This is a genomic window from Micromonospora sp. CPCC 205561 (assembly GCF_036906775.1).
In the GTDB taxonomy this organism is placed as follows: domain Bacteria; phylum Actinomycetota; class Actinomycetes; order Mycobacteriales; family Micromonosporaceae; genus Micromonospora.
The window spans coordinates 15,813-31,864 of the sequence record NZ_JBAKHV010000030.1 but is presented as its reverse complement, the minus strand read 5'-3'; the positions used below and the strand labels follow the sequence as shown (position 1 = coordinate 31,864).

Genomic DNA, 16,052 nt, shown 5'->3' with positions numbered 1-16,052 from the left:
GATCCCGACAGCGTCGGCGATCCGGGCGGCAAGGCCGCCGTCGATCAGCGCCGTGGTGGGGCGGCGACGCTGCGGCGGGCGACCAGCGAGGGTGCGATGGTCCGCCGCAGGGGGCCGGCGGCGTCCGTCTCCAGCTGGGCCAGCAGCAGGTCGAGGCTCGCGCGGGCGACCGCGGCGAAGTCGGGTCGCACCGTGGTCAGCGGCGGAATGAAGTAGGCCGCCTCCGGCACGTCGTCGAAGCCGACCACGCTGATGTCGTCCGGTACCCGCAGGCCATGCTCGTGCAAGGCCCGCAGCACCCCGAGCGCCAGGTGGTCGTTGGCGGTGAAGACGGCCGTGACCTCGGGCATCCGGGCCAGCATCTGCCCGCACCGGTACCCGGCCGCCGCCGACCAGTCCGCCGGCAGCAGCGGCGGCACCTCGGCGCCGGCCGCCCGCAGGGTCTCCCGCCACCCGTCGATCCGGCCCGCGCTGTCGAACCAGTCCGACGGCCCGGAGACGTGCCACACCGTCCGGTGCCCGGCATCGAGGAGGTGCTGCGTGGCGGCCCGGGCGCCCGCGACCTGATCGACCGTCACCAGGGGCACCGGACTGCGCGGATCGCCGTCGACCGTGACCAGCGGAACGTCTTTGGGGAGCCGTTCGAGGGCCTCCCCCGCCGACTCGACCGGCGCGATCACCACGATGCCGGCGACCCGGTGCGCGAGGTGCCGCTCGACCGCCGCCGAGATCGACTGGTGGTCGAGGTCGCGCACGCTGCCGACGCTGACGGCGAACCCCGCCTCGGCGGCCGTCTGTTCGAGGGCCGCGAGCAGGGACGCCGGGCCGTAGAGGGTGGTGTTCTGCGCGACCACGCCGATCACCTGGGACCGGCCGGTGACCAGCGCCCGGGCGGCCCGGTTGGGGCGGTAGCCGAGTTCGGCGATCGCGGCCTGGACCCGCAGGCGGGTCTGCTCGCGTACGTTGGGATGACCGTTCAGGACCCGCGACACCGTCTGGTGGGAGACGCCGGCGAGGCGCGCCACATCCGTCATCGCAGGAGCGCGCACCGCCACCTCACCCTTCCCCACCGGCCCCGTCGACGGCCGCGCCCGGTCGGCGTCGGCTGGATCGGCCCGGTTGGGCACGACGTCGCTCTCGCAGCCGCCACGGAGGTGCCCCGCTGGCCGACGCCGGATCGCGGCCAGTCTACGTCAGCCGCCGCGCACCACCGGGCGGACACCGCCCGCGACCTGCCACACCGGAGGCGGCCGCGGGGCCGGGGTGGGCACGCGGCGGATCCTCCGGCAGGTGCGCGGCCGGCGGGACACCCTCCGCCGGCGCTCGCCCGCTCCGGTGGGAACCCCGGACCGGCGTCCACGCGAACGGGACGGTCAGAACCCCCGGGCGAGGCGGTGGTACGCCTGGTTCCACCGGATCTCGTTGGCGAAGCGACGCGGCTCGGTGTCGGCGTCGATGACCACCAGCTCGGTGCGGGTCATCTCGGCCAGGTCGTGCAGCTCGTCCACGCCCACCGCCTGGGACAGGACGGTGTGGTGGGGCGCGCCGGCGGTGATCCACGCCTCCGCCGAACCGGCCAGGTGCGGGCGGGGCCGCCACACGGCGCGGGCCACCGGCAGCTTCCGCAGCGGGTGCGGCGGCGTCACCACGTCGACCTCGTTGGCCACCAGGCGGAAGCGGTCGCCCATGTCCGCCATGCCGAGCACCACCGCCGGGCCGGGCGCGGCGTCGAACACCAGCCGCACCGGGTCCTCCCGACCACCGATGCTCAGCGGGTGGATCTCGACGGTCGGCGTGTCTCCCGCGATCGTCGGGCACACCTCGAGCATGTGGGCGCCGAGGACGAGCTCCTCGCCCGGGGTGAGGTCATAGGTGTAGTCCTCCATGAAGGAGGTGCCCCCCTCGACGCCGACCGCCATCGCCTTGAGGGTGTGGACCAGGACGGAGGTCTTCCAGTCGCCCTCGCCGCCGAAGCCGTAGCCGTCGGCCATCAGCCGTTGCACGGCGATGCCGGGCAGTTGGCGCAGGCCGCCGAGGTCCTCGAAGTTCGTGGTGAAGGCCCGGAAGCCGCCCTCGTCGAGGAAGGTGCGCAGCCCCAGCTCCAGGCGCGCGGCGTAGCGCAGGGCGTCGTGCCGGGCACCGCCGGGCCGTAGCCGCGGGTCGGTCCGGTAGCTGTCTTCGTACTCCTTGACCAGGTCGTCGACCTGCGCCCCGGTCACCTGGTCGACGACCGTGACCAGGTCGTTGACCCCGTAGGTGTTGACCGAGACGCCGAAGCGCAGCTCCGCCTCGACCTTGTCGCCCTCGGTCACGGCCACGTCGCGCATGTTGTCGCCGAAGCGGGCCAGCCGCAGCGAGCGCATCGCCGAGTAGCCGAGGGCGGCGCGGGCCCAGGAGCCGATCCGGGCGGTCACCCGTGGGTCGCTGACGTGCCCGGCGACGGTCTTGCGGGCGACGCCGAGGCGGGTCTGGATGTAGCCGAACTCGCGGTCGCCGTGGGCGGCCTGGTTGAGGTTCATGAAGTCCATGTCGATGTCGTCCCAGGGCAGCAGGACGTTGGCCTGGGTGTGCAGGTGCAGCAGCGGTGTCCGCAGGGCGTCCAGGCCGGAGATCCACATCTTGGCCGGCGAAAAGGTGTGCATCCAGGCGATCACCCCGACCGCGCCCTGCACGGCGGCGTCCCGGCACGCCGTGAGGATGTCGGCGCTGGAGGTGAGGACCGGCTTCCAGACCACCCGGACGGGAATGCCGGGAGAGGCGTCGAGCTGCGCGGCGATCTGCCGGGACTGGTCGGCGACCTGCCGGAGGGTGTCCTCGCCGTACAGGCCCTGGCTCCCGGTGAGGAACCAGACCTCGGGTTCAGCGTGCGTTGCCATGGAATTGCCTTCCGCGAGAAGGGCGGTCACTTGAAGCGGATGCCGATGAGGCGTTGGAGCAGGATGAAGGCGAAGAGCAGCCCGCCGATGACGATCCTGGTCCACCAGGAGTTGAGGCTGCCGTCGAACGTGATCAGGGTCTGGATCACGCCCAGGACCAGCACGCCGAGCACGGTGCCGAACACGTAGCCCGACCCGCCGGTGAGCACGGTGCCGCCGATGACGACGGCCGCGATCACGTCCAGTTCCATGCCGATGGCGATCAGGGGCGCGCCGGACAGGGTGTAGAACGACAGCAGGATGCCGCCGACGGCCGAACAGAGCCCGCTGACCGTGTACACGGCGATCCGGGTGCGTCCCACCGGCAGGCCCATCAGCAGCGCCGACTGCGGGTTGCCGCCGATCGCGTACACGTTGCGGCCGAAGCGGGTGTACGTGAGCACGTACGCCGCGACGAGCACCACCGCGAACGCGATCAGCACGCTGATCGACACGAAGTTGCCGCGCGGGTCGCCGATGCGCTCCTGCGACATGGTGGTCCAGAACCCGTCGGTGATGGGGATGGACGCGTCGCTGATGAACGTGCACATGCCCCGGGCGAAGAACATGCCCGCGAGGGTGGCGATGAACGGCTGGATGTCGAAGAAGTGGATCGCGCAGCCCATGAGGAACCCGAGCGTCGGGCCGATCAGCAGGGCGACGACGAGCACCAGGGCGGCGGGCGTCCCGCCCTGGAGCAGGGAGGCCGACACCATCGCGGTCATGGCGACCACCGCCCCGACCGACAGGTCGATGCCGCCGGTGAGGATCACGAAGGTCATCCCGACCGCGACGACCAGCAGGAAGCCGTTGTCGATGAGGACGTTGAAGACGACCTGGACGTTGGAGAACGCGCGGTACTGGGAGACGCCGACGGCGTACATCACCAGCAGCAGGGCGAGGGTGGCCAGGACGGGGACGTGCCGCCGCGCCAGCGTGGGGCGCCAGGCGCGGCCGGTGGTCAACGACGTGCTGCTCATGCCGGCACCTGCTCCTTCTCCCGCTGCTTCGGCGCGGGCCTCGCCGTGCTCCCACGCCGACGGCTGAACCTGGCCCGGAACGCCGGTGACTGGATGAGGCAGACGGCGATGACGACGACCGCCTTGAACAACAGCGACGTCTGCGGCGAGATGTTCATGGCGTACACCGTGGTGGTGAGGGTCTGGATGATCAGCGCGCCGAGGACGGTGCCGCCGAGCGAGAACCGGCCGCCGGCGAGGGACGTGCCGCCGATGACCACCGCGAGGATCGCGTCCAGTTCGATCCACAGGCCGGCGGCGTTGCCGTCGGCGCTGGAGACGTTGGCGGTCATCATGAACCCGGCGAGCGCGGCACAGGCGGCGCTGGCGACGTAGACCAGGAAGACGATCCGGCCGGAGCGGATGCCGGCCAGCCGGCTGGCCTCGGCGTTGCCGCCGACGGACTCGACGATCAGGCCGAGGGCGGTGCGGCGGGTGAACGCGGCGACCAGCAGGGCCGCCGCGAGGGCGATGACGACGGCCAGGGGCAGCGTCAACACGTGCCCGAGCCCGATCGCCCGGTACGGGCCGGAGTTGATCGTGATGATCTGGCCCTCGGTGATCAGCTGGGCGAGCCCGCGTCCGGCCACCATCAGGATCAGCGTGGCGATGATGGGCTGGATGCCGATGACGGCGACCAGCACCCCGTTCCAGGCGCCGAGCACGAGCGCGACGCCGAAGGTCAGCGCGAGCGCCGTACACACGGTGGAGAGGCTGTTCTGGTCGGGGGCCTCGCTGATGTAGAGGCAGGCGATGGCGCCGCTGATGGCGCAGAGCGAGCCGACGGAGAGGTCGATGCCGCCGGTGGCGATCACGAGGGTCATGCCGAGCGCGACGAGGATCAGCGGCGCGCTCAGCCGGAGGATGTCGACCGGGGTGCCGTACAGGTGACCTTCCTTCACCTCCACCGAGAGGAAGCCGGGCCGGTAGACCGTGTTGGCGGCGATCATGGCCACGAGCACGAGGGCGGGCCAGAACAGCCGGTGGCCGGTCAGCGGACGGAGGCGGTCGGTGCGGGCGCTCATCGGTTCACCTCCTCGTGGGTTCCGCTGGCGATGGTCTGCATCACCCGGTCGGCGTCGAGGGTGTCGTCGTTGGTGAGCTGGGCGACCATCGCGCGGTCGCGCATCACGGCGACCCGGTGGCTCAGCCGGAGCACCTCCTCCAGTTCGGCGGAGATGAACAGCACCGCCATGCCGCCGTCGGAGAGTTCCACCACCAGCTTCTGGATCTCGGCCTTGGCGCCGACGTCGATGCCGCGGGTGGGCTCGTCGAGGATCAGCAGCCGCGGCTCGGTGATGAGCCAGCGGGCCAGGAGGACCTTCTGCTGGTTGCCGCCGGAGAGGTTGCGCACCGGCAGGTCGGGATCCGCCGGCCGGATGCTGAGCGCCTTCATGTACTTCTCGACCAGCTCGTCCTGCCGGCGGCGGGGAATCGGCCGCAGCCAGCCACGGGCGGCCTGCATCGCCAGCATCATGTTCTCGCGCACGGAGAGATCGGGCACGATGCCTTCCGCGCGGCGGTTCTCCGAGCAGAACCCGAAGCCGTGGTCGATGGCCTGGACCGGGTTGCGCAGCGCCGTCCTGCCGCCGTCGACGCGGACCTGGCCCTGGTCGGCGCGGTCGGCGCCGAACAGGAGCCGGGCCACCTCGGTCCTGCCGGAGCCGAGCAGGCCGGCCAGGCCGACCACCTCACCGGCGTGCACGCGCAGGCTGAACGCGGCGACCGCGCCCTTGCGCCCGAGTTCCGCCGTGTCCACCAGTGGGGTCGCGCCGGCCGGAGTGGAGCCGACCCGCTTCTGCTGCTCGTCGAGCCGCTCCAGCACGTCGAGTTCCTTGCCGATCATCTTCTCGACGAGACTGAACTGCGGCAGCTCCTCGGTCCGGTACTCGCCGACCAGGGTGCCGTTGCGCAGCACCGTGATGCGGTCGGCGATGCCGTAGACCTGGTCGAGGAAGTGCGTCACGAAGAGGATGGCGATGCCCTCGTCGCGCAGCTGCCGCATTACCCGGAACAGCTGCGCGACCTCGCCGGCGTCCAGGCTGGACGTCGGTTCGTCCAGGACCAGCACGCGGGCACGCACGTCGATCGCCCGGGCGATGGCGACCATCTGCTGCACGGCCAGCGAGTACGTTCCGAGCTGGGCGGTCACGTCGATGTCGAGGTCCAGCCGGGCCAGGAGTTGGCGTGCCCGTCGGCGCATCTCGCCCCAGCGGATCGCGCCGAGACGGCGGGGTTCCCGGCCGATGAAGACGTTCTCCGCCACCGACAGGTTGGTGCAGAGGTTGACCTCCTGGTAGACGGTGCTCACGCCGGACGCGGCGGCCTGCATCGGGCCGCGGAAGGCGACCTGCTCACCGTCGAGGGTGATCGTGCCCTCGTCGGTTCCGTAGACCCCGGTCAGCACCTTGATCAGGGTCGACTTGCCGGCACCGTTCTCGCCCATCAGGGCGTGGACCTCGCCGGGGAAGAGCCGGAAGTCGACGTCGTGCAGGGCGCGTACCCCGGGGAAGGTCTTGCTGATCCCGGTCATGGTCAGGACCGGACGGCTACCCGTCATCCCATCGGACCTCTTCTGGATGGTGTCGGTAAAAACGAGCGAGCGACGTGTCGGGGTCGTCGTCCGAGGACGGCGACCCCGGCGTCGGTCAGTACTTGCGGTTGGGCAGGGCCGCCTTGGCCTGCTCCTGGGTGAAGGTGGTCTCCTCGGTCTCGATGCGGGCGGGCACCTCCTCGCCGGCCTTGACCTTCTTCACCAGGTCCATCAGCTGCGGGCCGAGCAGCGGGCTGCACTCCGCGATGAAGTTGAACTTGCCGTCCGCGAGGGCCTGCATCCCGTCCTTCACCGCGTCGATGGTGATGATGGTGATGTCCTTGCCGGGCACCTTGCCGGCGGCGGTGATCGCCTCCAGTGCGCCGAGACCCATGTCGTCGTTGTGCGCGAAGAGCACGTCGATGTCCGGGTTGGCCTTGAGGAACTGCTCCATGACCTGCTTGCCGTCGGCCCGCTTGAAGTCACCCGACTGGGACGCGACGATCTTCAGGTTCGGGTTGCCGGCGATCGCCTTGGCGAAGCCCTCCTTGCGGTCGTTGGCCGGCGCCGAGCCGGTCGTTCCCTGCAATTCGACGATGTTCACCGGGCCGCTGGCGGTCTTGGTCTGCTCCACCAGCCACTCGCCGGCGAGGCGGCCCTCCTTGACGAAGTCCGAGCCGAGGAACGTCTTGTAGAGCGTCTTGTCGGCCGAGTCGACCGACCGGTCGGTCAGGATGACCGGAATTCCGGCGTCCTTCGCCTCCTTGAGAACCGTGTCCCACCCGGACTCCACCACCGGCGAGAAGGCGATCACGTCGACCTTCTGCTGGATGAAGTTCCGGATCGCCTTGATCTGGTTCTCCTGCTTCTGCTGCGCGTCGTCGAACTTGAGCTCGATCCCCGCCTGGCTGGCGGCCTCCTTGATCGAGATGCTGTTCGCCGTCCGCCAGCCGCTCTCGGCGCCGACCTGGGAGAAGCCCAGGACGATCTTGTCGTCGCCGCCGGAGTCGCCGCCGGTGTCGCTGTTGCCGCAGGCCGCCACGCTGCCCGCGAGCAGTACGGCGGCGAAGGCCGCCACGACGGTGCGCGCTGTTCTCCTGGTTCTCATCGGTTCTCCTCGGTTGGGTGATCCGGACCGCCGTACTGCGGGAACGTGCGGCCCGGCGGTGGTGGTGGGAGTTGGTACGACAGGAGGGCTCCGCCGGACGGGTGGCGCCCGTCGGGAGGTGGCCGTCGTCGGGTCACCCGGACGTCGGGCGTTGGCCGTAGACGTTCTGGTACCGCTGGTGAAGCGCGTCGACGTCGGCCTGCGCGATCGTCAGCGGCTGCCCGAGCGCGCGGGCCAGGTGCGCGGTGCGGGCGACGTCCTCGCACATCACCGCCGCCTTGACCGCCGCGCGGGCGTCCCTGCCGATCGTGAAGACCCCGTGGTTGCGCATGAGCACCGCCGGCGAACGGTGCCCGGAGAGGGTGCCGACGATCCCCTTGCCGATGTCGTCGCCGCCGATCAGCGCGAACGGCCCGACCGGGATCTCCCCGCCGAACTCGTCGGCCTGGGCGGTCAGCCAGCACGGGATCGCCTCGCCCCGGGCCGCCCAGGCGGTGGCGTAGCGGCTGTGCGTGTGCACGACGCCGCCGACCTCGGGCATCGCCCGGTAGACGTAGGCGTGGGCGGCGGTGTCGCTGGACGGCGAGCCGCCGCCGTCGACCACGGTCCCGTTCAGGTCGCAGACGACCATGCTCTCCGCCGTCAGGTCGTCGTAGTCGACCCCGCTGGGTTTGATCACCAGGAGGTCCTGCCCGGGGACCCGCGCCGAGACGTTGCCGGCCGTCCACGCCACCAGCGCGTACCGGGTCAGTTCGCCGTGCAGGTGGGCCACCGTGCGCCGCAGGGCGCTCACCTGCCGGGCCGTCTCGGGGTTCATCGGACCACCTCCAGGATCGTGTCGGTCGCGCTGGCGGTGGCCTGCACCGCCGCGTTGCGGATCGCCCGTAGCCGGAGCATGGCGTCGGTGGCACCCCGGCCGAAATGGTCGTGCAGCGCGCGGTACTCGGCGTACAGGGCGTCGTACGCCCGCACGTTGGCCGGGTCCGGCCGGTAGACGCCCTCGTCCACCCGGCCCATCGCCGCCGAGGCGTCGTGGACGGTCCGGTACGCGCCGGCGGCCACCGCCGCGTGGATCGCCGACCCCAGCGCCGGCCCCTGGGCGGAGCCGATGATGCCCAACGGCCGGTTGGTCACGTCGGCGTAGATCTGCATCAGCAGCCGGTTCGAGGTGAGGCCGCCGGCGACGACCAGGTCGGTGACCGGCACCCCGGCGGCCACGAACGCCTCGATGATCATCCGGGTGCCGAACGCGGTGGACTCCAGCAGCGCGCGGTAGATGTCGGGCGGCCGGGTGGCCAGCGTCAGGCCGACGACCAGGCCGCTCAGGTCGTGGTTGACCAGCACCGACCGGTTGCCGTTCCACCAGTCCAGCGCCACCAGGCCGTGGGCGCCGACCGGCTGGGCGGCGGCCAGCTCGGTCAGCCGCTCGTGCGAGTCCAGCCCGGCCGGTGCGGCGTGGTTGACGAACCAGGCGAAGATGTCGCCCACGCCGCTCTGCCCGGCCTCGTAGCCCCAGCTGCCGGAGCTGATGCCGCCGTCGACGACGCCGCACATGCCCGGCACCTCCGCCGGGTGGGTGCCGTTGACGACGTGACAGGTCGAGGTACCCATGATGGCGACCAGGCGGCCGGGGTCGAGGGCCCGGGCGGCGGCGGCGGTGACGTGCGCGTCGACGTTGCCTGCCGCGACCGCGACGCCCTGCGGCAGGCCGGTCCAGGCGGCGGCCCGGGCGCCCAGGGCGCCGGCCCGGGCGCCCAGGGGCAGCAGCGGGCCGTCCAGCTTGGACACGAAGTCGGTGAAACCGGGGTTGAGCTGGCCGAGGAAGTCCGCCGACGGGTACCGGCCGTCCTGCCGGATGCCCTTGTACCCGGCGGTGCAGACGTTGCGGGTCTCCGCACCGCACAACTGCCACACGATCCAGTCGGCCGCCTCGATGAAACGCTCGGCACGCCGGTAGGTCTCCGGGTCCTCCTCGAGGATCTGCAACCCCTTGGCGAACTGCCACTCGGCGGAGATCCTGCCGCCGTAACGGCCGATCCAGGGTTCGCGCCGGGCGTGGGCCAACGCGTTGATCCGGTCGGCGTGCGACTGCGCGGCGTGGTGCTTCCACAGCTTCACCCAGGCGTGCGGGCGGTGACGCAGCCCCGGCAGCTCGCACAGCGGGGTGCCGTCGGCGAGCGTCGGCAGGACCGTGCAGGCGGTGAAGTCGACGCCGATGCCGATCACCCGCGACGGGTCGACTCCGGCGTCGGCCAGGGCGGCGGGGACGGCGTGGCGCAGGACGTCACGGTAGTCCTCGGGGTCCTGCAGCGCCCAGTCGGGAGGCAGCGCCGCACCGCCGTCGGGGAGCGCCGCCTCGATCACGCCGTTGCGGTACTCGTGCGTGGCCGTGCCGACCTCGGCCCCGTCGTGGACCCGGACCACCAGAGCCCGCCCGGAAAGGGTGCCGTAGTCGACCCCCACGACGTACCGCTCGTTCACGCCGTCGACACTGCCCATGACCACCTCCACGCGATGACCGGCCTAGTGTTAACGCTCACATACATGCGCGTCAAGACGCTGACCGGAAACAGCTACGTAACGGAGGCCGGACCGCCGGGCCGGACCCGAACCGAGCCGTCACGACGGGTGACGGTCGGTGGGCCACCCGGCGCACACGGGCACGGAACGGCCGCGCACCGGAGAACGGCGGCGGCGGCGACACCGAGGACGCCGGCCCGGCGGAAGCGGCTATGTTAACGTAAACATGATCTATCCGGCGGGATCTCCCTGCGCGCCAACTTCCGTTCGGCACACCCGCTCGACACCGGGCGAACCGTCGCCGCCTCCGACGATCTGAGCTGCGGGCAGGCGGGCATGGACGAGTGCCGCCCCGGCATCCGCCGGGCGCGCGCAGCGAACGACATCGCCGATCGGGATCCACAGCTACGGATGTCAGCGATAACATGATCGCCCCCGCGCTCGCCCCGACAGCCCGGCCGGCCGGAACCGGACCGGGACGCCGGGCGGGCCACGACGACATGACCGGGCACGCCGCCAGCCGAGGCCACGGTGACCGACCGTCGGGTGGAGGCGCTCCCCCACCCGGCCGGCCACCCGGTCAACGGTCGCCGGCGGCGCGCCGCTTGTTGTAGACGTCGAACGCCACGGCGACGAGGAGCACCAGGCCCTTCACCACCGACTGGACCGACTGGTCGACACCCATGAGCTGCATGCCGTTGCTCATCACGGCCATGATCAGACCACCCACCATGGCGCCGACGACCGTGCCGACGCCGCCGGTCACCGCCGCACCGCCGATGAACGCCGCCGCGATGGCGTCCAGCTCGAACATGTTGCCGGCGGCGGGCTGGGCGCCGTTGGAACGCGACGAGTAGATCACGCCCGCGACCGCGGAGAGGAAGCCCATGTTGACGAAGATCCAGAAGTTGACCGTCTTCACCCGGATCCCGGAGAGCGCCGCCGCCGGGAGATTGCCGCCGATCGCGTAGACCTGGCGGCCGAAGACCGTACGCCGGGTGAGCAGGCCGTAGCCCAGCACGAGTACGGCCAGGATGATCAGCACGATCGGCAGCCCTCGCGCGTGCGCCAGCTGCCAGGCGAAGTACATGACCACGGCGCCGACCGCCACCACCCGCGCCACGAAGAGCGGGAAGGACTCCACGGGCTGCGCGTAGCGGATGCGCGCCACCCGGGTCCGGAAGACGCTCACCGCGTAGCCGACCACCGCGAACGCGCCGATGAAGAGCGTGAACGCGTCGAAGCCCTGCCCGCCGAGGAGCCCGTTGAGGAAGCCGGCGGCGACCCGCTGGTACTCGGCCGGAAACGGCGACAGCGAGATGTTGTCCAGCACCCGCAGGGTGAGACCACGGAACAGGAGCATGCCCGCCAGGGTGACGATGAATGCCGGGATCCCGGCGTACGCGACCCAGAGACCGTGCCAGGCACCGACCGCCAGGCCCACGGCGAGCGCGGCGAGGACGCCGACCCACCAGGGCTGGCCCTCCCGGATGACGAGCACGGCGGAGACCGCACCGGTGAGCGCCACCACCGAGCCGACGGAGAGGTCGATGTGCCCGCCGATGATCACGATGACCATGCCGATGGCGAGCACCAGGATGTAGGAGTACTGCAGGACGACGTTGGTGATGTTGCCCGGGCTGAGCGAGACGCCGTCGGTGAGTACCGCGAACAGCGCGACGATCACCACGAGGGCGAGGTAGATGCCGCTCTGCCGCAGGTTGCCGAGGATCAGCGTCCGCGGATCGCTGGTCCCGGTGTGCAGGGCGGCGGCGGGGGCCGCGTCGGTCGGGCCGCTCTTCGGGGTGCTGGGGGGTTTCGTGCTGGTCATCCGACGCGGTCCCTGTCCTTCGTCATGAGTTCCATGAGGTTCTCCTGGGTGGCCGCGCCCACCGGCAGCTCGCCGGTCATCCGGCCGGCCGCGAGGGTGTAGATGCGGTCACACATCCCGAGCAGTTCGGGGAGCTCGGAGGAGATGATGATGACGGCCTTGCCGCCGGCGACGAGGCGGTTGATGATCGTGTATATCTCGAACTTCGCGCCGACGTCGATGCCCCGGGTCGGCTCGTCCAGGATCAGCACGTCCGGATCGGTGAAGAGCCACTTCGACAGGACGACCTTCTGCTGGTTGCCGCCGGAGAGCCTGCCGACCACCGCCATCACCGTCGGGGCCTTGATGTTCATGTCGCGCCGGCCCCGCTCGGCGACCTTGATCTCCTCGTTGCCGTCGATCCAGCCGAGCCTGGCGAGCTTGCCCAGCGCCGCGGCCGAGATGTTGCGCCGGATGTCGTCGATCAGGTTGAGGCCGTAGCGCTTCCGGTCCTCGGTCGCGTACGCGATGCCGTGCCCGATCGCCTCGGCCACCGTGCGGGCCCTGACCTCCCGTCCGCGCACGAACAGCCGGCCGGAGACGTACCGACCGTACGAGCGGCCGAACACGCTCATCGCCAGCTCGGTGCGGCCGGCCCCCATCAGCCCGGCGATGCCGACGACCTCGCCCGCGCGGACGTGCAGCGAGGCGCCGTGCACCACGAACCGGTCCTGGACGGGGTGCCGCACCGACCAGTCCTCGATGCGGAGCACCTCGCTGCCCGGGGAGGACACCCGGTCGGGGTAGAAGGCGGCGAGGTCCCGGCCGACCATGCCACGGATGATCCGTTCCTGGGTGGCCGTGTCGTCGTTCATGTCGAGCGTCTCGACGGTCCGGCCGTCCCGGATCACGGTGGTCGAGTCGGCGACCGAGGTGATCTCACCGAGCTTGTGGGAGATCATGATGCAGGTGATGCCCTGATCCCGCAGCCGGCGCATCAGGTCCAGCAGGTACGCCGAGTCGTTGTCGTTGAGCGCGGCGGTCGGCTCGTCCAGGATCAGCAGCCGCACCTTCTTCGACAGCGCCTTGGCGATCTCGACCAGTTGCTGCTTGCCCACGCCGAGCTGCACGACGGGCGTCACCGGGTTCTCCATCAGGCCGACCGTCTCCAGCAGGCGTGCCGCCTCGGCGTTGGTCCGGTTCCAGTCGATCAGCCCGCCCGGCCCGCGCCGCTCGTGGCCGAGGAAGATGTTCTCCGCGATCGACAGGTGCGGCACCAGCGCCAGTTCCTGGTGGATGATGACGATGCCGCGCGACTCGCTGTCACGGATGCCACGGAAGTGGACCGGCTCGCCGTCGAAGACGATCCGGCCCTCGTAGTCACCCGCCGGGTGCACCCCGGACAGGACCTTCATCAGGGTGGACTTGCCGGCACCGTTCTCGCCGCAGATCGCGTGGATCTCCCCGCGCCGCACGGCGAGCGAGACGTCGCGCAGGGCCGTCACGCCGGGAAAGGTCTTCGTGATCCTGTGCATTTCGAGGATGTTCTCGCGCATGGGAACCGTCCTGCTCGTGGCCGTCGTCAGCGATGCCGGCGGGCCCGGCGGCGTTCGTCGCACCGCCGGGCCCGGACGGCGGTTCAGCCCTTCGCCTGCCCGGCGGCGACCTCCTCGGCCGTCCAGTAGCCGGAGTCGACCAGCACGGGCTTGATGTCGTCCTTGTAGACGGTCTGGACCGGCAACAGGAAGGAGGGCACGACCTTGACCCCGTTGTCGTACGTCCTGGTGTCGTTGGCCTGTGGTTCCTTCTTCTGCAGGAACGCCTCGGCCACGACCACGGCCTGCTCGGCCAGCAGGCGGGTGTCCTTGAAGATGGTGGAGTTCTGGACGCCGTCGTTGATCAGCTTGGCCGACGCGATCTCGGCGTCCTGACCGGTCACCACCGGCATCTTCCTGCCCCCGGCGCCGTAGCCGGCGTTCTGCAGGGCGGTGATGATGCCGCGCGACAGTCCGTCGTACGGCGAGAGCACCCCGTCGACCTTGCCGCCGTCGTTGTAGCTGGAGGTGAGCAGGTCCTCCATGCGCTTCTGCGCCGTCTCCTGCTGCCAGCGCAGGATCGCCGCCTGCTCGATCTTCACCTGTCCGGACCTGACCTTGAGCGTGCCGGCGTCCACGAACGGCTTGAGTGTGTCCATCGCGCCGTCGAAGAAGAAGTGGGCGTTGTTGTCGTCCAGCGAGCCGGCGAAGAGTTCCACGTTGAACGGGCCGGTCGCGGTGCCCTTCGAGCCGTCCTTCTTCTTGAGCCCGAGGCCGACCAACAGCGCGTCGGCCTGGGCCACGCCGACCTTGTAGTTGTCGAAGCTGACGTAGAAGTCGACGTGGGAGCTGCCCCGGATGAGCCGGTCGTACGCGACGACGGGGATCTTCGCGTCCGCCGCCGCCTGGAGTTGGCCGCTGAGGGCGGTGCCGTCGATCGCCGCGATGATCAACACGTCCGCGCCCTGTGTGATCATCTGGTCGACCTGCTGCGACTGTGTCGGGATGTCGTCCCCCGCGTACTGGAGGTCCACCCGGTATCCCTTGGCCTCCAGCTTCTCCTTCACGGCCTTGCCGTCCGCGATCCACCGCTCCGAGGTCTGCGTCGGCATCGAGACGCCGATCGTCAACTCGGTGGGCCGCTCCCCCGCGGTGTCGCCGCCGCCGGCTCCCTCGCCGCCGCAGGCGGCCAGGCCGATCGCGAGCACCGTCCCACCGAGAGCGGCCAGAATTCGTCTGCGCACAGCTTTCTCCCCTCCGTACTCCTGGATGAAGAGCCGGTCCCGACGCACGAGGGCGTCGGCGCGACCTCGCCCTCCCGCCCGTGCCGCGCCGCAGCCGTCGCGCTCCCCGGCGGCTACCGGCGTCCCCCGCCCTGGCCGCGACAACGGGGTCCGCCATCGGTCGGCCAGGTCGTGATGCCGCATGTTAACGTTAACAGCAGGTTACGTCAATGGCTGCGGGGAGCCGGACCGGCCGAAGTCGGCACGGCGGGCCACCCCCGCCGGGTGACGCCGCCCAGCGGCGCACCGCGGATCGGCGACGGGAGGCGGCGGAGTTCCATGACCCCGCAGTGCCGAGCGGGTGGGCCCGGACTGGATCCACGGTGGCGCCGCGGCGCCGCGTGGACGCATCCGGATTGATCAATGAATTGTAGGGTGGGCCCGTCGTCACCCGACCCCGGAAGGGAAGTGGACATGCCCAGACTCACCGTTCGCGTGCTCGGCGCCCTCGGCGCGAGCGTACTCGGCGCGACCCTCGGCCTCCTGACGGTCACCGCGCCCGCCCAGGCGGCGTCCCGCGACGGGATCTGCGACGCCGGCGAGTTCTGCTACTACTACAACAGCGGCCACACCGGATCGATCTCCGACCACGCGGGCTCGCTGGCCGACTACGGGTCGACGCAGCCGGGCTGCTACGAGTTCAAGGGTGCCGGCAGCGGCCGGGGCCAGTGCGTCAAGAACAACGCCGCCTCCGCGTGGAACCGCACCGGCAAGACGGTGCGGGTCTACTACAACAGCGGCTACGACGGTTCCCACGCCTACCAGAACCTCGCGCCCGGCGCGAAGGCGAACCTGAACGCCACGCTGAAGAACAACAACGCCTCCCACCAGCTGCTCTCCGCCGGGACGACCTATCCGGCCAGGGACGACTACCCGTACAAGGGCCAGGGCACCGGCATCGACCCCTGGAACTTCTACAAGGGGCAGTGCACCAGTTTCGCGGCCTGGGCGCTGCGGAGCCGGGTCGGCGTGCCCTTCCACAACCAGTACCTCGGCCAGGCGCGGTGGGGCAACGCCAAGGAGTGGGTCGCCGCGGCCGGACGCGCGGGGGTGCCGGTCCACAACACCCCGAAGGCCGGTGACATCGCGGTCCGCCTGGGCGGCACCTACGGGCACGTCGCCTTCGTCACCAGGGTGAACCCGAACGGCACCTTCGAGATCGACGAGTACAACTACGTCCAGGCCGACCGGTACAGCCACCGCACGGTGTCGGTGGGGACCGCCAACAGCCAGTTCTCCAAGTTCATCCGCTTCAAGTGACCTGTCGCCCCGACTGAGGACGTGGGCACGCCAGCACCCGACGGGTTGAGCGTGCCCACGTCGCGGGCA

General features: G+C 70.8%; 12 protein-coding genes. 1 reads left to right on the top strand and 11 read right to left on the bottom strand.

From position 1 onward, the window contains the following. Positions 1 to 44 precede the first annotated feature (44 nt). The 11 genes from V6V16_RS17150 to chvE form a co-directional block, all read right to left on the bottom strand. A complete protein-coding gene (locus V6V16_RS17150; protein ID WP_334563260.1) occupies positions 45 to 1,034 on the bottom strand; it encodes a LacI family DNA-binding transcriptional regulator in 990 nt (329 codons plus the stop codon). Between the two features lie 339 nt (positions 1,035 to 1,373). After that, on the bottom strand, positions 1,374 to 2,876 hold the full coding sequence (araA, locus tag V6V16_RS17145) for an L-arabinose isomerase (RefSeq protein ID WP_334563258.1): 1,503 nt from the start codon (positions 2,874 to 2,876) through the stop codon (positions 1,374 to 1,376). A 26-nt stretch (positions 2,877 to 2,902) separates the two neighbouring features. After that, positions 2,903 to 3,895: a galactofuranose ABC transporter, permease protein YjfF gene (gene yjfF / locus V6V16_RS17140; RefSeq protein WP_334563257.1), complete on the bottom strand. Its 993-nt coding sequence runs from the start codon at positions 3,893 to 3,895 to the stop codon at positions 2,903 to 2,905. Next, complete coding sequence (locus tag V6V16_RS17135; RefSeq protein ID WP_334563254.1) at positions 3,892 to 4,959, bottom strand: ABC transporter permease; 1,068 nt, start codon at positions 4,957 to 4,959, stop codon at positions 3,892 to 3,894. Before V6V16_RS17135 ends, yjfF begins: the two co-directional genes overlap by 4 nt. After that, positions 4,956 to 6,494, bottom strand: a complete 1,539-nt coding sequence (locus V6V16_RS17130) for a sugar ABC transporter ATP-binding protein (RefSeq protein WP_334563252.1) — start codon at positions 6,492 to 6,494, stop codon at positions 4,956 to 4,958. Before V6V16_RS17130 ends, V6V16_RS17135 begins: the two co-directional genes overlap by 4 nt. Before the next feature lie 88 nt (positions 6,495 to 6,582). Further along, positions 6,583 to 7,575, bottom strand: a complete 993-nt coding sequence (locus V6V16_RS17125; RefSeq protein WP_334563250.1) for an ABC transporter substrate-binding protein — start codon at positions 7,573 to 7,575, stop codon at positions 6,583 to 6,585. A gap of 133 nt (positions 7,576 to 7,708) precedes the next feature. Then, positions 7,709 to 8,392: an L-ribulose-5-phosphate 4-epimerase gene (locus V6V16_RS17120; RefSeq protein ID WP_334563249.1), complete on the bottom strand. Its 684-nt coding sequence runs from the start codon at positions 8,390 to 8,392 to the stop codon at positions 7,709 to 7,711. Beyond that, complete coding sequence (araB, locus tag V6V16_RS17115; protein ID WP_334563248.1) at positions 8,389 to 10,074, bottom strand: ribulokinase; 1,686 nt, start codon at positions 10,072 to 10,074, stop codon at positions 8,389 to 8,391. The genes V6V16_RS17120 and araB overlap by 4 nt, the downstream gene beginning before the upstream one ends. A gap of 601 nt (positions 10,075 to 10,675) precedes the next feature. Next, the gene (gene mmsB / locus V6V16_RS17110; protein ID WP_334563246.1) at positions 10,676 to 11,926 is read right to left on the bottom strand and encodes a multiple monosaccharide ABC transporter permease; all 1,251 of its coding nucleotides are present in this window, start codon (positions 11,924 to 11,926) and stop codon (positions 10,676 to 10,678) included. After that, entirely contained in the window at positions 11,923 to 13,461 is a 1,539-nt protein-coding gene (mmsA, locus tag V6V16_RS17105; RefSeq protein WP_334563244.1) for a multiple monosaccharide ABC transporter ATP-binding protein, read from the bottom strand. Before mmsA ends, mmsB begins: the two co-directional genes overlap by 4 nt. A gap of 83 nt (positions 13,462 to 13,544) precedes the next feature. Further along, positions 13,545 to 14,684, bottom strand: a complete 1,140-nt coding sequence (gene chvE / locus V6V16_RS17100; protein WP_334563241.1) for a multiple monosaccharide ABC transporter substrate-binding protein — start codon at positions 14,682 to 14,684, stop codon at positions 13,545 to 13,547. A gap of 453 nt (positions 14,685 to 15,137) precedes the next feature. Here chvE and V6V16_RS17095 point away from each other — a divergent pair, with 453 nt between their 5' ends. Then, positions 15,138 to 15,983, top strand: a complete 846-nt coding sequence (locus tag V6V16_RS17095) for a CHAP domain-containing protein (protein ID WP_334563240.1) — start codon at positions 15,138 to 15,140, stop codon at positions 15,981 to 15,983. Positions 15,984 to 16,052 lie beyond the last annotated feature (69 nt).

Excerpts from the sequence above, each read along its gene's own strand:
- mmsA (WP_334563244.1), bottom strand. The coding sequence starts at position 13,461 with ATGCGCGAGAACATCCTCGAAATGCACAGGATCACGAAGACCTTTCCC.
- yjfF (WP_334563257.1), bottom strand. The coding sequence starts at position 3,895 with ATGAGCAGCACGTCGTTGACCACCGGCCGCGCCTGGCGCCCCACGCTG.
- araA (WP_334563258.1), bottom strand. The coding sequence starts at position 2,876 with ATGGCAACGCACGCTGAACCCGAGGTCTGGTTCCTCACCGGGAGCCAG.
- V6V16_RS17135 (WP_334563254.1), bottom strand. The coding sequence starts at position 4,959 with ATGAGCGCCCGCACCGACCGCCTCCGTCCGCTGACCGGCCACCGGCTG.
- V6V16_RS17130 (WP_334563252.1), bottom strand. The coding sequence starts at position 6,494 with ATGACGGGTAGCCGTCCGGTCCTGACCATGACCGGGATCAGCAAGACC.
- mmsB (WP_334563246.1), bottom strand. The coding sequence starts at position 11,926 with ATGACCAGCACGAAACCCCCCAGCACCCCGAAGAGCGGCCCGACCGAC.
- V6V16_RS17095 (WP_334563240.1), top strand. The coding sequence starts at position 15,138 with ATGCCCAGACTCACCGTTCGCGTGCTCGGCGCCCTCGGCGCGAGCGTA.
- araB (WP_334563248.1), bottom strand. The coding sequence starts at position 10,074 with ATGGGCAGTGTCGACGGCGTGAACGAGCGGTACGTCGTGGGGGTCGAC.
- V6V16_RS17150 (WP_334563260.1), bottom strand. The coding sequence starts at position 1,034 with ATGACGGATGTGGCGCGCCTCGCCGGCGTCTCCCACCAGACGGTGTCG.
- V6V16_RS17120 (WP_334563249.1), bottom strand. The coding sequence starts at position 8,392 with ATGAACCCCGAGACGGCCCGGCAGGTGAGCGCCCTGCGGCGCACGGTG.
- V6V16_RS17125 (WP_334563250.1), bottom strand. The coding sequence starts at position 7,575 with ATGAGAACCAGGAGAACAGCGCGCACCGTCGTGGCGGCCTTCGCCGCC.